Origin of the sequence: Exiguobacterium sp. USCH10, from assembly GCF_037619445.1 — a bacterium.
GTDB lineage: Bacteria > Bacillota > Bacilli > Exiguobacteriales > Exiguobacteriaceae > Exiguobacterium > Exiguobacterium aestuarii_A.
Map to the genome: position 1 here is coordinate 53,476 of NZ_JAQPZO010000005.1, position 15,419 is coordinate 68,894.

Sequence of the window (15,419 nt, forward strand, 5' to 3'; positions counted from 1 at the left end):
GAAGAAAGATGAAGAAATGGATTGGAATGGGAGTAGTTGCCATCCTACTCCTCGCGGGTTTATTGCAAGTGGATTGGAATCGATTTGGAAAAGACACCTTGTTTGTGGAAGTTCAAACACCGAGTGACGTGGAAGAGACGACACTTGAAAATGGGGATGTGATGACACGATACGTGTACACGCAACCCGCGTATACGTCAGAAGGGGAGTCGAAAGAAGTCACCTTTACCGCAGGAAAGGAACTTCGAGAAGGGGCGTATTTGCGCTTATACGTTAAGGGCGGGGACACCGTCACGTCGTATGATGAAGTCTCACGCGAGGACGTACCGGATTCGGTCATTCAAAATCGGTAACAAAAAAGCCATTCGTCATGAGCATCATGGCGGATGGCTTTTGCCTGCTCAGACGACAGGCGCTTCATAGGCGTTCAGTTCGAGTTGTAATATGTACGTCAATTCATGATGCGCCAATTCCGAGAAGTTTGTCTTTTTGACATGTGTCCGTGGACGCAATCCGCATTCTAATGCGATGTCGACAATGGTACGAATCTGATTTTCCGTATAGAATCGTTTCCGGCCAAATGTGAACGGGGTAGCTGGCAATACGCCATCTGTCTCCCATTTGATCAACTGTTGTTGGCTGCGTGGGATGCCGGCCACACTAAAGGCTCGGCTCAATTCTTTGAGCGGATAGACAATCAAATGTTGCTCTTTATACGAGATTGGTTTTCCTTGTTCCGGTCGGTATGTATCCCATTCGGTCGCTGAAAACGTCAGGTCGGCCTGGTCGAAGTCGTGTTGAGCGGAAGGAATAGAAGTAGTACGTGCGAGGTCTAAGCTGTTCATATGATGGATCTCCTTCTTCAAGACTGACTGGTCATTTCAAAATGTCTTCTTACGTATCGTACCCCATTTACAAGATTTTAACTTACAGTTTTTTCAAAGTGGGGAAATGATTCATGGGACTTTTGGCGTAATTTTGAACGATGTCTGTCGAACATTAAGATACCCTAATTGGTATCAAAACTCAAGCTTCGCAGTAAATATTTGAAAAATGAATAAAAATTCAGACAATATGGGACTTTTGTCTTGAAGACACCTTGAAAATAGTTTGAGCACATTTTTCTTGTAAGCGGTTAATAAGGGCGAAGGAGGTGAGACAGATGGCAACTTACGAAGAAGTGGCGACGATGTTTTATTTGGACACCCGTCGACTCGTGGATGGGAAAGAGAAGAAGCAGCTTGTCCGCTACGGACCGCTCGGCGGTCAAATGGATGAGGCGTTGATGCGGCAGTTCGGAGATTTACTGACGGCACTCATCGATGTCGAATCCGTCAATTACGTCGTCGCTAAAGAATCGATCGTGTATTAACACGGAGGACTTATGCAAAACCTCACTCGTACCGGCACCGACATTCGGCATGATGAGCAGGTGGTCACATGAGTTGGCCCGAACTCATCTCGAATCTCGGGTTCCCGATCGTCGTTTCGCTCTATTTGCTTCATCGAATCGAGACGAAACTCGATCGGATGATCCAGCTCCTCGAGCGCATGGATGATTCGACCTTATCAGAAACCTAATCCCCCATTGAAAGGAGCCATCCCCCTATGGCTGTCTTAACAGAAAAGAAAGCGACACTCGTCTTGACGACGCACCACGACATTGAAACGGCAAAACCAACGAAAAAAGCACAACGGTTCGGTCCAGTCCGTGCCGACCTCACAGCCGATACGGTCAACGCGTTCGGTCGTCTCTTGATTGACTTGGTGATTCAAGAAGACGCAGACCTCGGCATCATCCGCGAATACGATTTAGTCTAACCCATACCCTAAGGAGGACATAACCCATGACTGACACAAAACTTGAAATCTCATTTTTAGACGCATTCCATAAGGTCGTTCGTTTCCGTCTCAACAACGTGAAGCAACCCGTCGACTCACAAAAAATCGAAGCATTGGCGGACTTTATGGTCGCCAACGATCCACTCGCGAAAAACGTGATGGAATGGACGGAAATCAAAATGATTGAAGGTACGCAGACGGTATTGAGTGCGAAATAATCTATCAACTGGCGACTCTTGCAATTAGAGTCGCCTTTTTTAAGTTTGGTCAATCCCCTTCACTATTTTCAGAAAATTGTCGATAGTATAGGAAACACTGCATGATTGAGAGGGGAATACATAGATGGCATGGAAATCAATCTGGTCTAAGACACTCAGTCGGATGAAACGAAAACCGACATGGACGTGGAAACCGACACTCAAACGAAAACGCGGAGAGAAGCGTGAACGCACGACATCTTTCGGATCGAACGTCGGCAAAAACTTGACGATTCGTCAAAAATTGTGGGGACTCGTCATCATCTCACTCGTCATGGTCATTGGCGTCGGTGGGTATGCACTATTTTCGATGAACGACGCGAACCGCCAAGCGGACGATATCGTCAACAACTGGAACAAAGGGCTCGATTATGCCCATGAACTGAACACGCTCGCAGCGAACTATCGCACGCTCGAACTCGATCACATCGTGACAGAGGATGCGACGCAAAAAGAAGAATTAATGACACAAATGAAAGAGATTCGGGATGAAATCAATACGATTGCGCCGAAATACGAAAAAACAGCGACAGGCGAAATCGACAAAGAACTCTTCCATAATTTCTCACGTCAATGGGAGATGTATCAACGTGTCTCAGACAACATGTTGACGTTCAGTACGACTGGGAACACGGGCATGGCACGTTCATACTACGATGCCCAGTCGCAAGCGACGTATGATAACTTCACTCAAAAACTGAGTGACCTGGTCGCATACAACTCAGAAGGGTCGCAACGTGTCGGGCAGGACATGGAGCGTGAATTCATGCAGTCACTCATGGCGCTCGTCGCCGTGACGGTCGGAGCCGTGGTCATTCTATTATTCCTCGGACTCAGCTTGTTACGCTCGATTATCCGACCGATGCAGACGCTGCAGACTCGCTTCGATGAGCTTGCAACGCAGGGCGGCGATTTGACGATGACAATCCCGGTGACGTCGAACGATGAGATTGCCCAAGTGAGTCGCTCGTTCAACACGTTCCTCGCAACACTCCGCGAAATTATGATTGATGTCGATGAGACGGCGAAAGTCGTCCTGTCCTCTTCAAAAGACGTTTCTGCTGAAGTGACGCGACTCAGTCACTATATGGAAGAAACATCTGGAACGGTCGAAGAATTGACGGCTGGGATGGAAGAAACGGCAGCATCTTCGCAAGAGATGAGCGCCTCGACGACCGAGATGGGAAGTTCGATCGATTCCATCGTCGACTTATCCAACGATAGCGCCGAAACGGCGACACGTGTCGAGACACGTGCTCACGAAATGCGGGAACAGGCTGTCGTCTCGAAGACGGAAGCCGTGACGATTATCGAGAAGAAACAAGCTGAACTCGCGGAAGCGATCAAGGGAGCACAGTCTGTCGAAGAGATTCGCGTCTTGACGACGGCCATTCTCGCCATCGCCGACCAGACGAACTTACTCGCATTGAACGCATCGATTGAAGCAGCACGAGCGGGAGAGGCGGGGCGCGGATTCGCGGTCGTCGCTTCTGAAATCCGTAAACTTGCGGAAAACTCACGTCAGACGGTGAACGAGATTCGTGACGTATCGAACACGGTCATCGATTCGGTCGAGCGCCTCAACACGAGTTCGGCTGACATGCTGACGTTCTTGAACACGAAAGTCATGGCCGATTACGATCGTCTCGAAGAGGCTGCGACGCAGTATGAACAAGACGCAACGGTGTTCGGCGAGACGGCGAAAACGTTCGAAGGCAATGCGCTTCAACTTCGACATATGACAGATAACATTCTCGGCGTCATCCAAGAAGTGGCGACGACCGTGACAGAAGGCGCGGACGGAACGCAGTCGATCTCAGAGAAAGTTCAACTTTCGGTCGAACGCTTCAATGACGTCCAGGCGAAGATGAGTGAGACGGAAAAACGCGCGAGCGAACTATCGAATCGTGTCGCTCAATTTAAACTATAAGCAGTAATCAGAACCAGGCGTATGTCTGGTTCTTTTTTTGCTGTCTTTTCGAAAGGTAGGTCAATGCATTTATGAATTTCAAATTGTTGGTACAAATTAGGGTGTGATGTCCGATATAGAAAAGGCAGTACTTAAACAAAAAGAGAAAAAGAGGTGGAAGAGGAGAAGACTCCTCGTAAGTCGTGAAAACAGTATTCAACAAATGGACGTTGTCCAAAAAAATTATGACGAGCATCGGATTGCTCCTCATCTTGACGTTCGTCGGGATGGGATACAACCTTTGGACGCTTGAACGCATGACGAGTCAGTATGAGCAGATGATCTCAAACGATGTCATGAAAATGAAAGCGGCAGACGATTTGGCGCTCGGAATGGTACGCCAAGCATATGGGGTCCGTGGCTATGTTTTGGTTCAGGATGATGAACGAAAACAACAAATCATCCAAGGTGGAGAAGAAAAGAAAGCGGCCATCGAATCATTGATTGAACTGGCAGACAGTGAAGCGGAACGAAACGAGTTTGAAGCATTGCTGGAATATGCGACCGGATACGATGCGCTCGCGACACAAGCAATCACCGCCATCGATGAGAATGACCAAGAGGCAATCGACCGCTTGACGCTCCGTCTCATGCCGGACGTCACGAAGTCGATCTCATCGACAGGGGAGGCACTTCAAGCCGAAACGGAGAAAGACATGTTGGCGATGCAAACCAAACTCCAACAGGCGGGCGAGCGTGCTTTCTTGTATTCGATTGTCATCGCCATTGTGAGTGTTGTATTGATGGTGGGGGCAGGATACGCCATCAGTCGAATGGTGACGGCTCCGCTACGCTTTTTAGCGAAAGAAGTGGCTGTGGTCGCAGAAGGTGATCTGACACGTGACGACCTCGAAGCACTCACACAAGATGAAATCGGACAGTTGATGACTGGCTTCAACCGCATGAAGGGGAACTTACGCGAATTGATTGACCGTGTCACACAAAACGCACAAGAAATCACAGCACAATCTGAAGAGCTCTATGCGAGCACAGAAGAGATGGCGTCACAGACGGAAGAGACGACTCGCCTCATCGATCGGGTCGTGGAAGAAACGGTCGCCCAGGCGAAAGAAGCGAGTGATTCAGCGCGGTCCGTGGCAGCTGCTGACGAAGGCATCGGTCAAATCGCCGGTTCAATCAGTTCGATTGATGATGAGGTGTCACAAAGTTTGAAACTCGCTGAAGAAGGCGGGGCAACGATGACGCAGGCGAAAGATGAAGTGCGTGCGCTTGAGCGGGAGACACGTCTCACCGGGGAATCGATTTCGGCATTGAAACAACAGTCGGATGAGATCGCCCTCATCACAGAAGTCATCCAATCGATCACCGACCAGACGAACTTGTTGGCGCTGAACGCGGCCATCGAAGCGGCACGTGCCGGCGAACAAGGAAAAGGATTCGCGGTCGTCGCAGAAGAAGTGCGTAAACTCGCGGAGCAGTCGAAACAATCGGCGACACAAATCGCTGGGCTGATTGAGTCGATTCAGGCGCAATCGAATGCCGTCCTCGACCAACACGTCGTCAGTGCGAAGCGTGTCGAAACGAATTCACAGTTGCTTGAACAAGCGACACGTGCGTTCGAACAGATTGTCCGTCAACTCGAGACGTCGGTCGATAACACGTCGCACATCCGCATTGCGTCAAACGAGATTGCGAAGACGACGAAGCAAGTCGCGACATCTTCTCTTCACATGTCACAAGACAGTGAAGCGATGGCTGAAACGATGCGTTCGGTCGGAGAAACTTCTGACGCACAGCTTGCGATGATTCAAGAATTGAACGGCGTCGCCGAGTCACTCGGAAATATGACGAGCGACTTACAGACGTTGATTGGAAAGTTCACGACATGATGTGAGGAAAATCCTGTCTCTTCGGAGTCAGGATTTTTTCATTCACATCGAGACGATTCATGAAGCAAAAAGTAGGGAATTGAGAACAGGGTAAACGAAAAAAAGGGAGTGGATCACATGAAATATACCGTCATTACAGGAGCAAGTTCAGGAATTGGCTATGAGACAGCGAAGCTGCTCGCTGAAAAAGGGAAGTCACTCGTCCTCGTCGCGAGACGAAAAGATGAGCTCGAATCGCTGCGAGACGAAATCAAGTCGATCTCGTCAGAAAGTGACGTCATCATCAAATCGACAGACCTTTCATACAGCGAGAACGTATATGGTCTATATGAATCACTCGCCGACCTTGATATCGAGACGTGGATCAACAATGCTGGGTTCGGAGACGCAGACCTCATCAAAGATGTCGATTTAGGCAAGATTGAGAATATGATTCGCCTGAACATTGAGGCGCTCACGGTCTTATCGAGCCTGTACGTCCGTGACTACCATGATGTTGAAGGGGCGCAACTGTTGAACGTGTCTTCCGTCGGTGGGTATCGAATCGTGCCAAACTCGGTCACGTATTGTGCGACGAAGTTTTACGTGAGTGCGTATACGGAAGGGCTCGCACAAGAATTGATGAATAGTGGCGCGAAGCTTCGGGCGAAAGTGCTTGCACCGGCTGCGACGGAGACGAGCTTTGCCGATCGGGCACGCGATACGGAAGGATTCGACTATAGTAAGAACGTGGCGAAATATCATACGGCACGCGAAATGGCTGAGTTCTTGTATGACCTTCTCGAAGGGGATGAAGTCGTCGGGATTGTCGACCCAGAGGACTACTCGTTCAGTTTACGCGGACCGATTAAACCGTACGCCGGATAACCTAAAAAATCACGCCATTTTGTGGCGTGATTTTTTCATGACATCGGGACGGTGTAGCCACCTGTGAAGCGGTGTGTCAGACGGCGTGTCCAATAGCGCATCCGAAGGCGCAATACATAAAACTGTGACGTGTTCGGGAGAATAACGTTGTTCACATAATCCGCGAACATGTGGCGGAACGTCCGGTCTTCACTGCGGTCATATGTCGCACTCCACATCCCGTGGTTCTCGACTTCGAGGAGCATCCAAATCATCTCTTCGGTGAGCGGGTCCTCGTCTTCAAGTCCGGCGGAGAGGGAAGCGAAACGTTGACTGCAGATGGCAGCGTATAAGGAATGGGCATGTGAGTCATGCGGATTGGCCGTCAAATAGCCGCTCGCCGTTTTCATCAATTCGTCCACCATCTCAATCGGGATGTCATCGTATACTTGGAAAAACTCGAGAAGCATCGGGACGGTATCTGGTCCGAGTCCGGCAAGGCGGACGTAATGCATGACGTGAAGGCCGGCCTCTCCGTAGAACTTCCGCTCGAAGTAATGAATGGCGATGGCACGGTGCATGAGCGGAACGTCAGGATAGCGTTCGACACCTCGGAGGAAATGCTGCTCCGCCTCGAACGTGAAGCCCGTATCTTCGCTGACGATCCCGTTCAGCATGTGAAGGATGAAATGGTCACCTCGTTCACTTGCTCGATCGAGCCACTCCTTTGCCTTTGCGGTGTTCCCTTCACGAATATACGGATAGGCGCGCATGGCGGGAAAGAATGGATCTTCTGGGAAAGCCGTCTCGCCACGTGTCGCAAGTGCCGAAATTGCTTCTGTGTTATACGCGTCTGTTAATTCTGCGAGGAGCATCATCTCAAGAAACGTGCGTTGGAAGTCTGGGCTGTGTAAATCGATGGTGTGTGTCATGTGATCTCCTCCTCACGAATATAGGTGTGGCTTTATTATACTTGTTCTCGAAACGTGGGAGTAGCATCTTTTCAAAAAACGGGAAATGGAAAGTAAGGCGTGAAAAGGAGGGGAGGACATGGCGACGTTCACAGGTTATATCGCAGAAGTGATGGAAAAAAAGATTCGTGTCGCTCCGTCACGAGAGGCAGAACCGTTCGACGGCATCGTGTTTCATCTAGAGGAACCATTTCTTGAAGAGAAACCACTTCTCGTCGGGCAATATGTAAAAGTCGAGCACGATGAGCGGATGACGCGTTCCTTGCCGCCGCAGACAACGGCGCATCGCATCGATGTGTTATGATGAGAACGAGGTGAATCCTATGGGACAACGTAACTTTTTGTGGCTCGGAGCCGTGATTGGATTCAGTGCCCTCGTCGTCTGGTTATTGCAAGACGCGCTGCCATTTTGGGCATTATCCATCTTGCTCCTCGGACTCGGGGCCGTGCTCGGAAATTTGCAACGACGATTCACGCGAGACAAATGACAAGCACACCATCACTCGGATGGTGTGCTTGTGTCGTTTTCTTCAACATTTTCTTCTTCTTCCACCACACCTTCTTCCGTGACCGGGTCGTCCTCGACGATGGAGTCGTCTTCACCATCTGGTTCAAGTGTGGTCGGTTCCTCCGGCTCAACTGGCTCCTCAGGCTCGACCGGTTCCTCTGGTTCAGTAGGAACTTCTGGTTCTGTCACCGGAGGGTCATCCTCAATCGGCTCTTCCGTTTCAGGAGGGTCTACCGGGGTTTCGGGTTCAGTAGGTGGTTCTGTTGGTTCTTCAGGTGTCACCTCAGGTGTAGTCGGTTCGGTCTCTTCTTCCACCACCTCTTCCTCGACGTTCTCTTCAGCAGGTGCTTCCGGTTCAGTCGCTGGCGGTAACTCAGGCTCTGTCTCTGGAACGCTTGGAGTTTCCGGAATGACGACTGGTTCTTCTGTCAAATCAGGTCGGATCGGCTCGACCGGTGCGAGTTCGACCGGCGGTGGTGCGGCTACGTCTGAATCGATCAACGTACGGAGATCTCGTTCGAACAAGGCGGTCGGTAAGGCAATCCCTCGTAAATGAATCGCGACGACCCGACCGGATGCTGAAAGGAGCGGACTGCCATACGCATGACGTGGCAATTCAAAGTTTCGGATGTAGCCGTTCTCTGCGAATGTGACAGTACCATTCATGCGTTCCTTCATGGTCAATGTGATAAGGTTTTCATCTTCTGCGGCGATGGCTTGCGTCAGCAAGAACGGTGTTTTGTCGGTTTCTTCAATGCGAATGACGGCAATGAAACTCGTACGACCGACGACTGTTCCGGAGACGGCCTGTCCGTCATGGTACATGATGATGTTCGTCAAGCCGGCTACGTTCGAGGCCGCCGTGACGACATCACGGGAGCTGACCAAAAAGCCGGTCCCGTAACTGACGGTAAAGAGGCTGTCCTGTAACGTATCGAAGTCGGCGGTCGTTGCTTCGTCAGCAGAAACGGTATCCTCACCAACTGGTAAGTCGACCTGATCGGCGAGCGAGTCGGTCGAACGCAACATATCCGTGAAATAGGCGTTTCCAATGAAGGTGGCAAAAGCAATGAGTGCAATGGCGAGCGGGGCGGCGAGTAACCAAATTGTGCGACGTGAGCGGCGGCCACACGTCGGACAGACCGTTTTCGATCGTGTCTTCTTTCCGCAGTGGGGACAAGTCACGGGGGCACCTTCTTTCTAAAAAGTTCGATGTTATGCTTATTCCTTCAATTGGAAAGAGGTAAACAAATATTTTAGGAGGGTGTTCTGATGAATTGTGTTGTTTTTCCTATGAAAGAATGATTTTTAGGAATCGGGGAAAAAAGTAGATATGATTCCATGAAAGGAGATATGACATGCAACCCTTTTGGCTCACCCCGGCCTTTCGTAATGGGATTTGGGTGTTGCTCGTTCTCACGATTATTTTTATGTTGAAGCAAGTCGAATTTATCTTTTATCCACTTGGAATCTTCTTCGCTACGGTATTGACCCCATTTCTCATTGCGGGCGTTCTGTTCTATCTCACTGTCGGTTTCGTTGATTGGTTAGAGGTGAAGTTAAAACGTCGGTCGTTCGCGATTCTTATCGTTCTCCTGTTGCTCTTGCTCATCATTGTCTTATTTGTCATTACGCTCGGTCCCATCATTACCCGGCAACTCTTCGCATTACTCGATGCCTTTCCTCGAGTGGCGGAAGCGAGTTATCGGCAACTTGTCAGTCTCTATAGAAATTTAGAAGAGTACGCTTGGTTCCAGGAGTATATCAATCAAAACGAGACCTCGATTGATACGTGGATTCGTCAATTGACGGATACGGTGGGAGCGGTGATCGGGAACGTCGCCGGTTCACTCGGTCGTGTCCTTGCGTTTATCATTTCGGGATTATTCACCCTGTTTATCGCTTTGTTCTTATATGTATTTATGCTGATTGACGGTGGGAAATTGGCGAGCGCGATTGTTCGCTGGATTCCAGAAGCCTATGAACAAGACGCTCGGCAAATTCTTCGGGATATGCACCAAACAATCAAGCGTTACGTTCGGGCCCAGTTGATTGTCTGTACATTCGTCGGTTTCTTTGCGACGATCGCGCTCTGGTTACTCGATGTCCCGTTCTTCTTGCCGCTTGGTATCTTTATCTTTGCTACAAATATCATTCCTTATTTCGGTCCTTTTCTCGGGGCCGCTCCAGCTGTCTTGATCGCGTTTATCGATGAACCGATCAAAGCGATTTACTTCATCATCGCGATTACCATCATTCAACAAGTAGATGCCAATGTCATCTCTCCTCTTGTACAAGGGAAATCGTTACGGGTTCATCCCATCACGATCACCTTGGTCTTACTCGTCGCAGGTCGATTAGCCGGTATTGTCGGAATGTTGCTTGCAGTTCCTTTCTACGCCGTGTTAAAAGTCACATTTCTTAATCTTCAAAAACTGTATCGGTTGCGTAAATCATCGAAACAACCAGTTGATCGGCCGGTCAAATGATTCTTTCCGATCATTCCGTGGAAAATTTGGTCAATCGTATGATTTTCTATATCTACTTTAGTATGATGAACAAAATGATTCAGCGCAGGGGGAGATTTAATGAAGTTCATCATCTTATTCGGTCCGCAAGCCGTCGGTAAAATGACCGTCGGACAGGCACTCGCCGACAGGACCGGACTCAAGTTATTCCATAACCATATGACGATCGATCTCGTCGGACCGTTCTTCAATTACGGGACGGCAGAAGGGAAACGACTCGTCCAACTGTTTCGGCAAGAGCTGTTCGAGTCGGTCGCCAAGAGTGATCTACCCGGCATGATCTTCACGTTCGTCTGGGCGTTTGACATGAAGGAAGACTGGGATTACGTGAAAAAAGTGACGGACTTGTTCGAATCACATGGGGCGGACATTTACTACGTCGAGCTCGAGGCAGAGATGGAGGAGCGGCTCGCGCGCAATACGACGGAGAACCGCCTCACGCATAAACCATCGAAGCGCGACATCGCCTGGTCCGAAGCGGAACTGAAGCAGACGGCGACGATGTATCGCTTGAACTCGCGTCCGGGGGAATTGGATGTCGAGCATTATCTTCGTATCGACAACACCCGTTTAAGTCCGGAAGAGACGGCTGCACAGATACAACGAGTGTTTGACCTATGAAAAAGCGGGTCCCCAACAAGGGAACCCGCTTTTATCATGCCCACCAATCGGGGCGCTGATAGTCGACCAACACCTGTTTTTCGAGGAGGCGTGGTACGAGGTAAGAGGTGATGCTCGGAAGATCATCGTCGAGGTCGGCCGGATGGACCATCACTTCGATGGACCCTCCAGGTTCGATGGCATCGAGCGTCGCATGGGAGACACCGTCCGCATAAAATTGATCACTGAACCGTTCGGTCACCCACAAGTCTCGGCGCGACCCGAGCGTCGTTAAGGCCCGAAACGTCGTGTCATATTCTTCGGCGAGACGAATGATGACGTCATGTAGGACCGGCCAGCCGTGAACATGGTGATGACTGTCGAGATGGTCGAGCGGGAGACCCGTCGCGAGAAACGCCTCGATCTGGGCTTTCCACTCGAGATAGACGAGCTCCGGGTCAGGTGGTGTCTCGGTCAAAAAACGGCTCGTGTAGCGGAACGTGCCATCTTTTTTTGTAAGGGGAGCACTCGTGTCGGCAAGCGGTTTGCCCCAAGTCAAGACGAGATGGACACCGATGCGGAGCGATGGCTGCTGTTTCGCGAGTCTGACGGCTTCCTCGACGGCATACCCGTTCATAATCATCGTCGCCGAATTCACGATTCCATTCAGATGACTCTCCAAGGTGCCGGCGTTCACACCTGTCGTCAATCCGAAATCATCGGCGTTGACCAAGACGAACGTCTTAGGCATTGACGAGACCGAATGCCTGGTCAAGGACGAGGTCACCTTTCATCATCCCGTACGCCATATTGTCGATGACCGCGACCGGTACGTCGACGGACGATTTGATTTTCCCTTCAAGGTAACGAACTTGTGGTCCAATCAAGATGACGTCGACATTCGTCTGTTCTTTCAAACGAGACTCGGGGATGGCGTCAATGGACGCGTCGATTCCGCGGTTCGCCGCTTCTTTTCGCATTTTTTCCACTAAGATTGATGTCGACATACCTGCCGAGCAGACGAGTAAGATGTTCATGTTGTTTCCTCCAATCGATTCAAACGGGTGATCATGTCAATCATTTCGACGGCGAGTTCTTTCACGGTCATCGCCGTCATGAGGTGGTCTTGGGCGTGGACGAGGAGGACGCTCATATCGCTCGTCGCCCCTCGCGCTTCTTCTTGTAAGAGTTCTGTCTGTAATTTGTGTGCTTCTAGAAAAGCCGCATCGGCTTCTTTTAATTTGGCTGTCGCCTCGTCTGCTTCACCGCGTTTTGCCGCAGCGATGGCTTCGAATGCCGACGAACGGGCATTGCCGGCATGCAGAATAATCATAAATGAGAGTTCTTGAATCGTTTCGGTTTTCACGAAATCTTTTCTCCTTCCTCAGTGGCAGCTTTGTTTTTGTTGATTTCGGCTGTCATCGCTCTTGCTCCTGCCATGACGAATGGGATATACATCGCAGTCGCAATCGACAAGTTGACGATTTGAAGCAAGACACCACGGACGCTACCGCCAGTGACGAGATATCCACTGATGATTGGTGGCGTCGTCCAAGGAACGATGGCGACCGTCTTCGGAACCATGCCTGTCGAGAGGGCGACGTACGACACAATCGTGAGCGTGACCGGTACTAAGATGAACGGTACGAGCATGATCGGGTTCAATACGATTGGAAGGCCGAAGATGACCGGTTCGTTAATGTTAAAGAGACTGGCTGGTGTTGAGAGTTTTGCCACTTGGTGATATGGGTGATTCCGTTGCTTCCGCACGACGATGAAGATGGCGAGTAAGAGCGCGAATGTCGTACCCGATCCCCCCATGAAGACGAATGCATCCAAGAACGGTTTTGTGACTGTATACGGCACATCAAACGCTGACGTTCCGGCTTGGAATGCCGCCAAGTTCTGTTCGATGAGCGGGAGATAGACCGGCTCGATAACAGAGCCGATGATGTTCGTCCCGTGAAGTCCGAAGAACCAAAGGATGTGGTTCAAGAACGCGATGACAAGGGCAGCAGGGAGTGAATCTCCGAATCCTTGGAGCGGTTGTTGAATCGCCTTGAAGATGACTTCAAACACACTGAGCTCGACGACGAGCGTCATGAAAAGCTGGAATCCTGCGACGACTGTCAAGATGATCATCGATGGGATGAGCGCTTGGAACGAACGTGTGACCCCACCCGGCACTCCTTCTGGCATCTTGATTGTCAGTTTCGTATTGATGAGATAGCGGAACATTTCCGTGACGGCAATCGACACGATGATGGCGACGAAGAGCCCTTGGGCACCGAGCCATGCGAAGTTGAGACCCCAGTCAGCAGTGACCGGTACGAGCATGATGTATGAGGCGAGCGACAAGATCCCTGCCGCAAGTCCGTCGATTCCGTACGAACGGGCCAAGTTATACCCGATGGAGAAGGCAATCAGCAGTCCGAGTATGGCGAAAGACGCGTTCCAAATACTTCCGCCGAGTCCTTGCCAATTTCCTTCGCCGAACATGTTGTTCATCGCGCCGACGAAGTCGAGCGAGAGACTGCCGATGTTGACAGCCGGGAAGTTGTTGATGAGGACGGCAAGCGACCCGACGATGATGAGCGGCATGACGGAGACGAACCCGTCACGGATGGCGACTAAGTGCCTTTGGGACCCGATACGTCCCGCGATTTCAATAAACTTGTTCATGAATAGACCTCCTTCTGAAATTGGGGTAGGTATGCCTCGTGCGCTGTGAACAGCTCCTTGAGAAGCGGATCGATTCGTTTCTCGTCTTGGATGAGCGGGTTCATGAGGCAGGCAAGGTAGGCGTCCTCGTAAGAACCGGATACAGCCGCCTGAATGGCGAGCTGTTCAAACGTTTTTAAGTTCGTGATGAGTCCACGAATCGGGAGCGGTAACGCCCCGATTGAGATTGGACGAGGACCAGACTTCGTGATGACGGCGTTCACTTCGATGACCGCGTCGTCTGGTAAATCCCGAATCGTGCCGTTGTTGAGCGTGTTGACCGTTTGGATGTCGCCACGGTCATTGTGAATCGAGTCCATCAAATTGCAGGCGGCGTCTGAATAGTAGGCACCTCCACGTTTTTCAAGCTCTTCCGGTTTGACGGCGAGATCGACGTCTTTATATTTCTCGAACAACTGCGCCTCGACTTGTTGAACGACTTCGGCACGTGTGCCATTTTGTTCGTACGCCTCGAGGTCTTTTTTCAACACGTCTTTCGTCTGGAAGTAGTACTGGTGATACGGGTTCGGTAACATACTGAGTGACGACAGGAACGATTCGCTCCATCCGAGACCGACGATGTTCGCTGGCGAGTAGTCGTTGCCTGCGTTGAGCGAAGCAAGGACGTCATTCGTCCGATCCACGCCGTCGACCCAGACGTGACGACCGAAGACGAAATGGTTCAATCCGATAAATTCAATCGCGACTCGTTCGACCGGCGTCTCGAGAATCTCTGCGACCGAGTTTCGCATGTTGAACGGGATGTTGCAGACACCGATGACCTTCTTATGAGATGAGTGCTTGAGTACGGCCTCGGTGACGATACCCGCCGGATTGGTGAAGTTGACGAGCCAGGCGTCCGGACAAATCTCGGCGACTTCATTGGCCAAGTCGATCAAGACGGGAATCGTGCGGAACGCTTTAAATAATCCACCTGCGCCGTTCGTCTCTTGTCCGATGAAGCCGTGTTTGAGCGGGATGCGTTCATCGAGCGCACGTGCCTTCAGTCCACCGACACGAATCTGTGTCGACACAAAATCTGCGCCGACGAGTGCGGCTCTTCGGTCGAGCGTCCAACTGAGTGTGATCTCGGCGTTGGCCTTCTCAATCATCCGCTGAGCGAGACGACCGACAATCTCTAGTTTCTCCCTCCCTTCTTCGATATCGACGAGCACGATTTCCCGAACGGGGAACGAGGCTTGCCGATCAATCAATCCTTCGATGATTTCCGGGGTGTAACTAGACCCACCGCCGATGATGACGACCTTGACTGCCATGGTGTCAACTCCTCCTTTTGAAAGCGATTTCTTTTTGTCGTAACAAATAT

General features: G+C 50.7%; 20 protein-coding genes. 12 read left to right on the top strand and 8 right to left on the bottom strand.

What is annotated here, in order from left to right:
* The first annotated feature begins 8 nt into the window (after positions 1 to 8).
* Positions 9 to 353 (top strand): YxeA family protein, encoded by a 345-nt coding sequence (locus PQI28_RS09560; protein ID WP_339963138.1) that lies wholly within the window; start codon positions 9 to 11, stop codon positions 351 to 353.
* A 48-nt stretch (positions 354 to 401) separates the two neighbouring features.
* On the opposite strand, the gene PQI28_RS09565 is transcribed toward PQI28_RS09560, so the two are convergent.
* Positions 402 to 845, bottom strand: coding sequence for a MerR family transcriptional regulator (locus PQI28_RS09565; protein ID WP_214694131.1), 444 nt, complete (start codon positions 843 to 845; stop codon positions 402 to 404).
* A 317-nt stretch (positions 846 to 1,162) separates the two neighbouring features.
* On the opposite strand from PQI28_RS09565, the gene PQI28_RS09570 reads away from it, so the two are divergent.
* The 7 genes from PQI28_RS09570 to PQI28_RS09600 all read left to right on the top strand — a co-directional run bounded on the left by PQI28_RS09570 (position 1,163) and on the right by PQI28_RS09600 (position 6,785).
* Positions 1,163 to 1,372, top strand: coding sequence for a hypothetical protein (locus PQI28_RS09570; RefSeq protein WP_214784309.1), 210 nt, complete (start codon positions 1,163 to 1,165; stop codon positions 1,370 to 1,372).
* A 68-nt stretch (positions 1,373 to 1,440) separates the two neighbouring features.
* On the top strand, positions 1,441 to 1,581 hold the full coding sequence (locus PQI28_RS09575) for a YvrJ family protein (RefSeq protein ID WP_214694127.1): 141 nt from the start codon (positions 1,441 to 1,443) through the stop codon (positions 1,579 to 1,581).
* A gap of 27 nt (positions 1,582 to 1,608) precedes the next feature.
* Positions 1,609 to 1,821, top strand: coding sequence for a hypothetical protein (locus tag PQI28_RS09580; protein WP_074036277.1), 213 nt, complete (start codon positions 1,609 to 1,611; stop codon positions 1,819 to 1,821).
* Positions 1,822 to 1,847: 26 nt separating this feature from the next.
* A complete protein-coding gene (locus PQI28_RS09585; protein WP_074036279.1) occupies positions 1,848 to 2,060 on the top strand; it encodes a DUF2922 family protein in 213 nt (70 codons plus the stop codon).
* Between the two features lie 124 nt (positions 2,061 to 2,184).
* Positions 2,185 to 4,029 carry a methyl-accepting chemotaxis protein gene (locus tag PQI28_RS09590; protein ID WP_339963139.1) on the top strand — a complete coding sequence of 615 codons (1,845 nt, stop codon included), beginning with the start codon at positions 2,185 to 2,187 and terminating at the stop codon, positions 4,027 to 4,029.
* A gap of 182 nt (positions 4,030 to 4,211) precedes the next feature.
* On the top strand, positions 4,212 to 5,918 hold the full coding sequence (locus PQI28_RS09595) for a methyl-accepting chemotaxis protein (RefSeq protein WP_339963140.1): 1,707 nt from the start codon (positions 4,212 to 4,214) through the stop codon (positions 5,916 to 5,918).
* A 117-nt stretch (positions 5,919 to 6,035) separates the two neighbouring features.
* On the top strand, positions 6,036 to 6,785 hold the full coding sequence (locus PQI28_RS09600) for an SDR family NAD(P)-dependent oxidoreductase (RefSeq protein ID WP_339963141.1): 750 nt from the start codon (positions 6,036 to 6,038) through the stop codon (positions 6,783 to 6,785).
* 35 nt (positions 6,786 to 6,820) lie between these two features.
* Here the strand turns inward: PQI28_RS09600 and PQI28_RS09605 are convergent, their stop codons facing one another.
* Positions 6,821 to 7,696, bottom strand: coding sequence for a tetratricopeptide repeat protein (locus PQI28_RS09605; protein WP_214784297.1), 876 nt, complete (start codon positions 7,694 to 7,696; stop codon positions 6,821 to 6,823).
* Positions 7,697 to 7,814: 118 nt separating this feature from the next.
* On the opposite strand from PQI28_RS09605, the gene PQI28_RS09610 reads away from it, so the two are divergent.
* Positions 7,815 to 8,039 (top strand): YobA family protein, encoded by a 225-nt coding sequence (locus tag PQI28_RS09610; protein WP_214784293.1) that lies wholly within the window; start codon positions 7,815 to 7,817, stop codon positions 8,037 to 8,039.
* 19 nt (positions 8,040 to 8,058) lie between these two features.
* A complete protein-coding gene (locus tag PQI28_RS09615; RefSeq protein WP_214816856.1) occupies positions 8,059 to 8,223 on the top strand; it encodes a hypothetical protein in 165 nt (54 codons plus the stop codon).
* Between the two features lie 11 nt (positions 8,224 to 8,234).
* On the opposite strand, the gene PQI28_RS09620 is transcribed toward PQI28_RS09615, so the two are convergent.
* Positions 8,235 to 9,428, bottom strand: a complete 1,194-nt coding sequence (locus PQI28_RS09620; protein WP_339963142.1) for a hypothetical protein — start codon at positions 9,426 to 9,428, stop codon at positions 8,235 to 8,237.
* Between the two features lie 173 nt (positions 9,429 to 9,601).
* Here PQI28_RS09620 and PQI28_RS09625 point away from each other — a divergent pair, with 173 nt between their 5' ends.
* Positions 9,602 to 10,732 (top strand): AI-2E family transporter, encoded by a 1,131-nt coding sequence (locus tag PQI28_RS09625; RefSeq protein ID WP_339963143.1) that lies wholly within the window; start codon positions 9,602 to 9,604, stop codon positions 10,730 to 10,732.
* A gap of 99 nt (positions 10,733 to 10,831) precedes the next feature.
* Positions 10,832 to 11,392, top strand: coding sequence for an AAA family ATPase (locus PQI28_RS09630; protein WP_214784285.1), 561 nt, complete (start codon positions 10,832 to 10,834; stop codon positions 11,390 to 11,392).
* A 34-nt stretch (positions 11,393 to 11,426) separates the two neighbouring features.
* Here PQI28_RS09630 and PQI28_RS09635 read toward each other — a convergent pair whose 3' ends face one another.
* Genes PQI28_RS09635 through PQI28_RS09655 form a run of 5 tightly spaced genes read right to left on the bottom strand, consistent with a single transcriptional unit; the run spans position 11,427 to position 15,369 of the window.
* A complete protein-coding gene (locus PQI28_RS09635; protein WP_339963144.1) occupies positions 11,427 to 12,146 on the bottom strand; it encodes a carbohydrate deacetylase in 720 nt (239 codons plus the stop codon).
* Positions 12,115 to 12,408 carry a PTS sugar transporter subunit IIB gene (locus tag PQI28_RS09640; RefSeq protein ID WP_339963145.1) on the bottom strand — a complete coding sequence of 98 codons (294 nt, stop codon included), beginning with the start codon at positions 12,406 to 12,408 and terminating at the stop codon, positions 12,115 to 12,117. The genes PQI28_RS09635 and PQI28_RS09640 overlap by 32 nt, the downstream gene beginning before the upstream one ends.
* Positions 12,405 to 12,704: a PTS lactose/cellobiose transporter subunit IIA gene (locus PQI28_RS09645; protein WP_224862777.1), complete on the bottom strand. Its 300-nt coding sequence runs from the start codon at positions 12,702 to 12,704 to the stop codon at positions 12,405 to 12,407. The genes PQI28_RS09640 and PQI28_RS09645 overlap by 4 nt, the downstream gene beginning before the upstream one ends.
* 29 nt (positions 12,705 to 12,733) lie before the next feature.
* Positions 12,734 to 14,053, bottom strand: a complete 1,320-nt coding sequence (locus tag PQI28_RS09650; protein ID WP_339963147.1) for a PTS sugar transporter subunit IIC — start codon at positions 14,051 to 14,053, stop codon at positions 12,734 to 12,736.
* The gene (locus tag PQI28_RS09655) at positions 14,050 to 15,369 is read right to left on the bottom strand and encodes a 6-phospho-beta-glucosidase (protein ID WP_214784276.1); all 1,320 of its coding nucleotides are present in this window, start codon (positions 15,367 to 15,369) and stop codon (positions 14,050 to 14,052) included. Before PQI28_RS09655 ends, PQI28_RS09650 begins: the two co-directional genes overlap by 4 nt.
* Between the last annotated feature and the right edge of the window lie 50 nt (positions 15,370 to 15,419).

What these genes read in the sequence shown, in the direction of transcription:
- PQI28_RS09560 (WP_339963138.1), top strand. Translation starts at nt 9, where the DNA reads ATGAAGAAATGGATTGGAATGGGAGTAGTTGCCATCCTACTCCTCGCG.
- PQI28_RS09565 (WP_214694131.1), bottom strand. Translation starts at nt 845, where the DNA reads ATGAACAGCTTAGACCTCGCACGTACTACTTCTATTCCTTCCGCTCAA.
- PQI28_RS09570 (WP_214784309.1), top strand. Translation starts at nt 1,163, where the DNA reads ATGGCAACTTACGAAGAAGTGGCGACGATGTTTTATTTGGACACCCGT.
- PQI28_RS09575 (WP_214694127.1), top strand. Translation starts at nt 1,441, where the DNA reads ATGAGTTGGCCCGAACTCATCTCGAATCTCGGGTTCCCGATCGTCGTT.
- PQI28_RS09580 (WP_074036277.1), top strand. Translation starts at nt 1,609, where the DNA reads ATGGCTGTCTTAACAGAAAAGAAAGCGACACTCGTCTTGACGACGCAC.
- PQI28_RS09585 (WP_074036279.1), top strand. Translation starts at nt 1,848, where the DNA reads ATGACTGACACAAAACTTGAAATCTCATTTTTAGACGCATTCCATAAG.
- PQI28_RS09590 (WP_339963139.1), top strand. Translation starts at nt 2,185, where the DNA reads ATGGCATGGAAATCAATCTGGTCTAAGACACTCAGTCGGATGAAACGA.
- PQI28_RS09600 (WP_339963141.1), top strand. Translation starts at nt 6,036, where the DNA reads ATGAAATATACCGTCATTACAGGAGCAAGTTCAGGAATTGGCTATGAG.
- PQI28_RS09605 (WP_214784297.1), bottom strand. Translation starts at nt 7,696, where the DNA reads ATGACACACACCATCGATTTACACAGCCCAGACTTCCAACGCACGTTT.
- PQI28_RS09610 (WP_214784293.1), top strand. Translation starts at nt 7,815, where the DNA reads ATGGCGACGTTCACAGGTTATATCGCAGAAGTGATGGAAAAAAAGATT.
- PQI28_RS09615 (WP_214816856.1), top strand. Translation starts at nt 8,059, where the DNA reads ATGGGACAACGTAACTTTTTGTGGCTCGGAGCCGTGATTGGATTCAGT.
- PQI28_RS09625 (WP_339963143.1), top strand. Translation starts at nt 9,602, where the DNA reads ATGCAACCCTTTTGGCTCACCCCGGCCTTTCGTAATGGGATTTGGGTG.
- PQI28_RS09630 (WP_214784285.1), top strand. Translation starts at nt 10,832, where the DNA reads ATGAAGTTCATCATCTTATTCGGTCCGCAAGCCGTCGGTAAAATGACC.
- PQI28_RS09640 (WP_339963145.1), bottom strand. Translation starts at nt 12,408, where the DNA reads ATGAACATCTTACTCGTCTGCTCGGCAGGTATGTCGACATCAATCTTA.
- PQI28_RS09645 (WP_224862777.1), bottom strand. Translation starts at nt 12,704, where the DNA reads ATGATTATTCTGCATGCCGGCAATGCCCGTTCGTCGGCATTCGAAGCC.
- PQI28_RS09650 (WP_339963147.1), bottom strand. Translation starts at nt 14,053, where the DNA reads ATGAACAAGTTTATTGAAATCGCGGGACGTATCGGGTCCCAAAGGCAC.
- PQI28_RS09655 (WP_214784276.1), bottom strand. Translation starts at nt 15,369, where the DNA reads ATGGCAGTCAAGGTCGTCATCATCGGCGGTGGGTCTAGTTACACCCCG.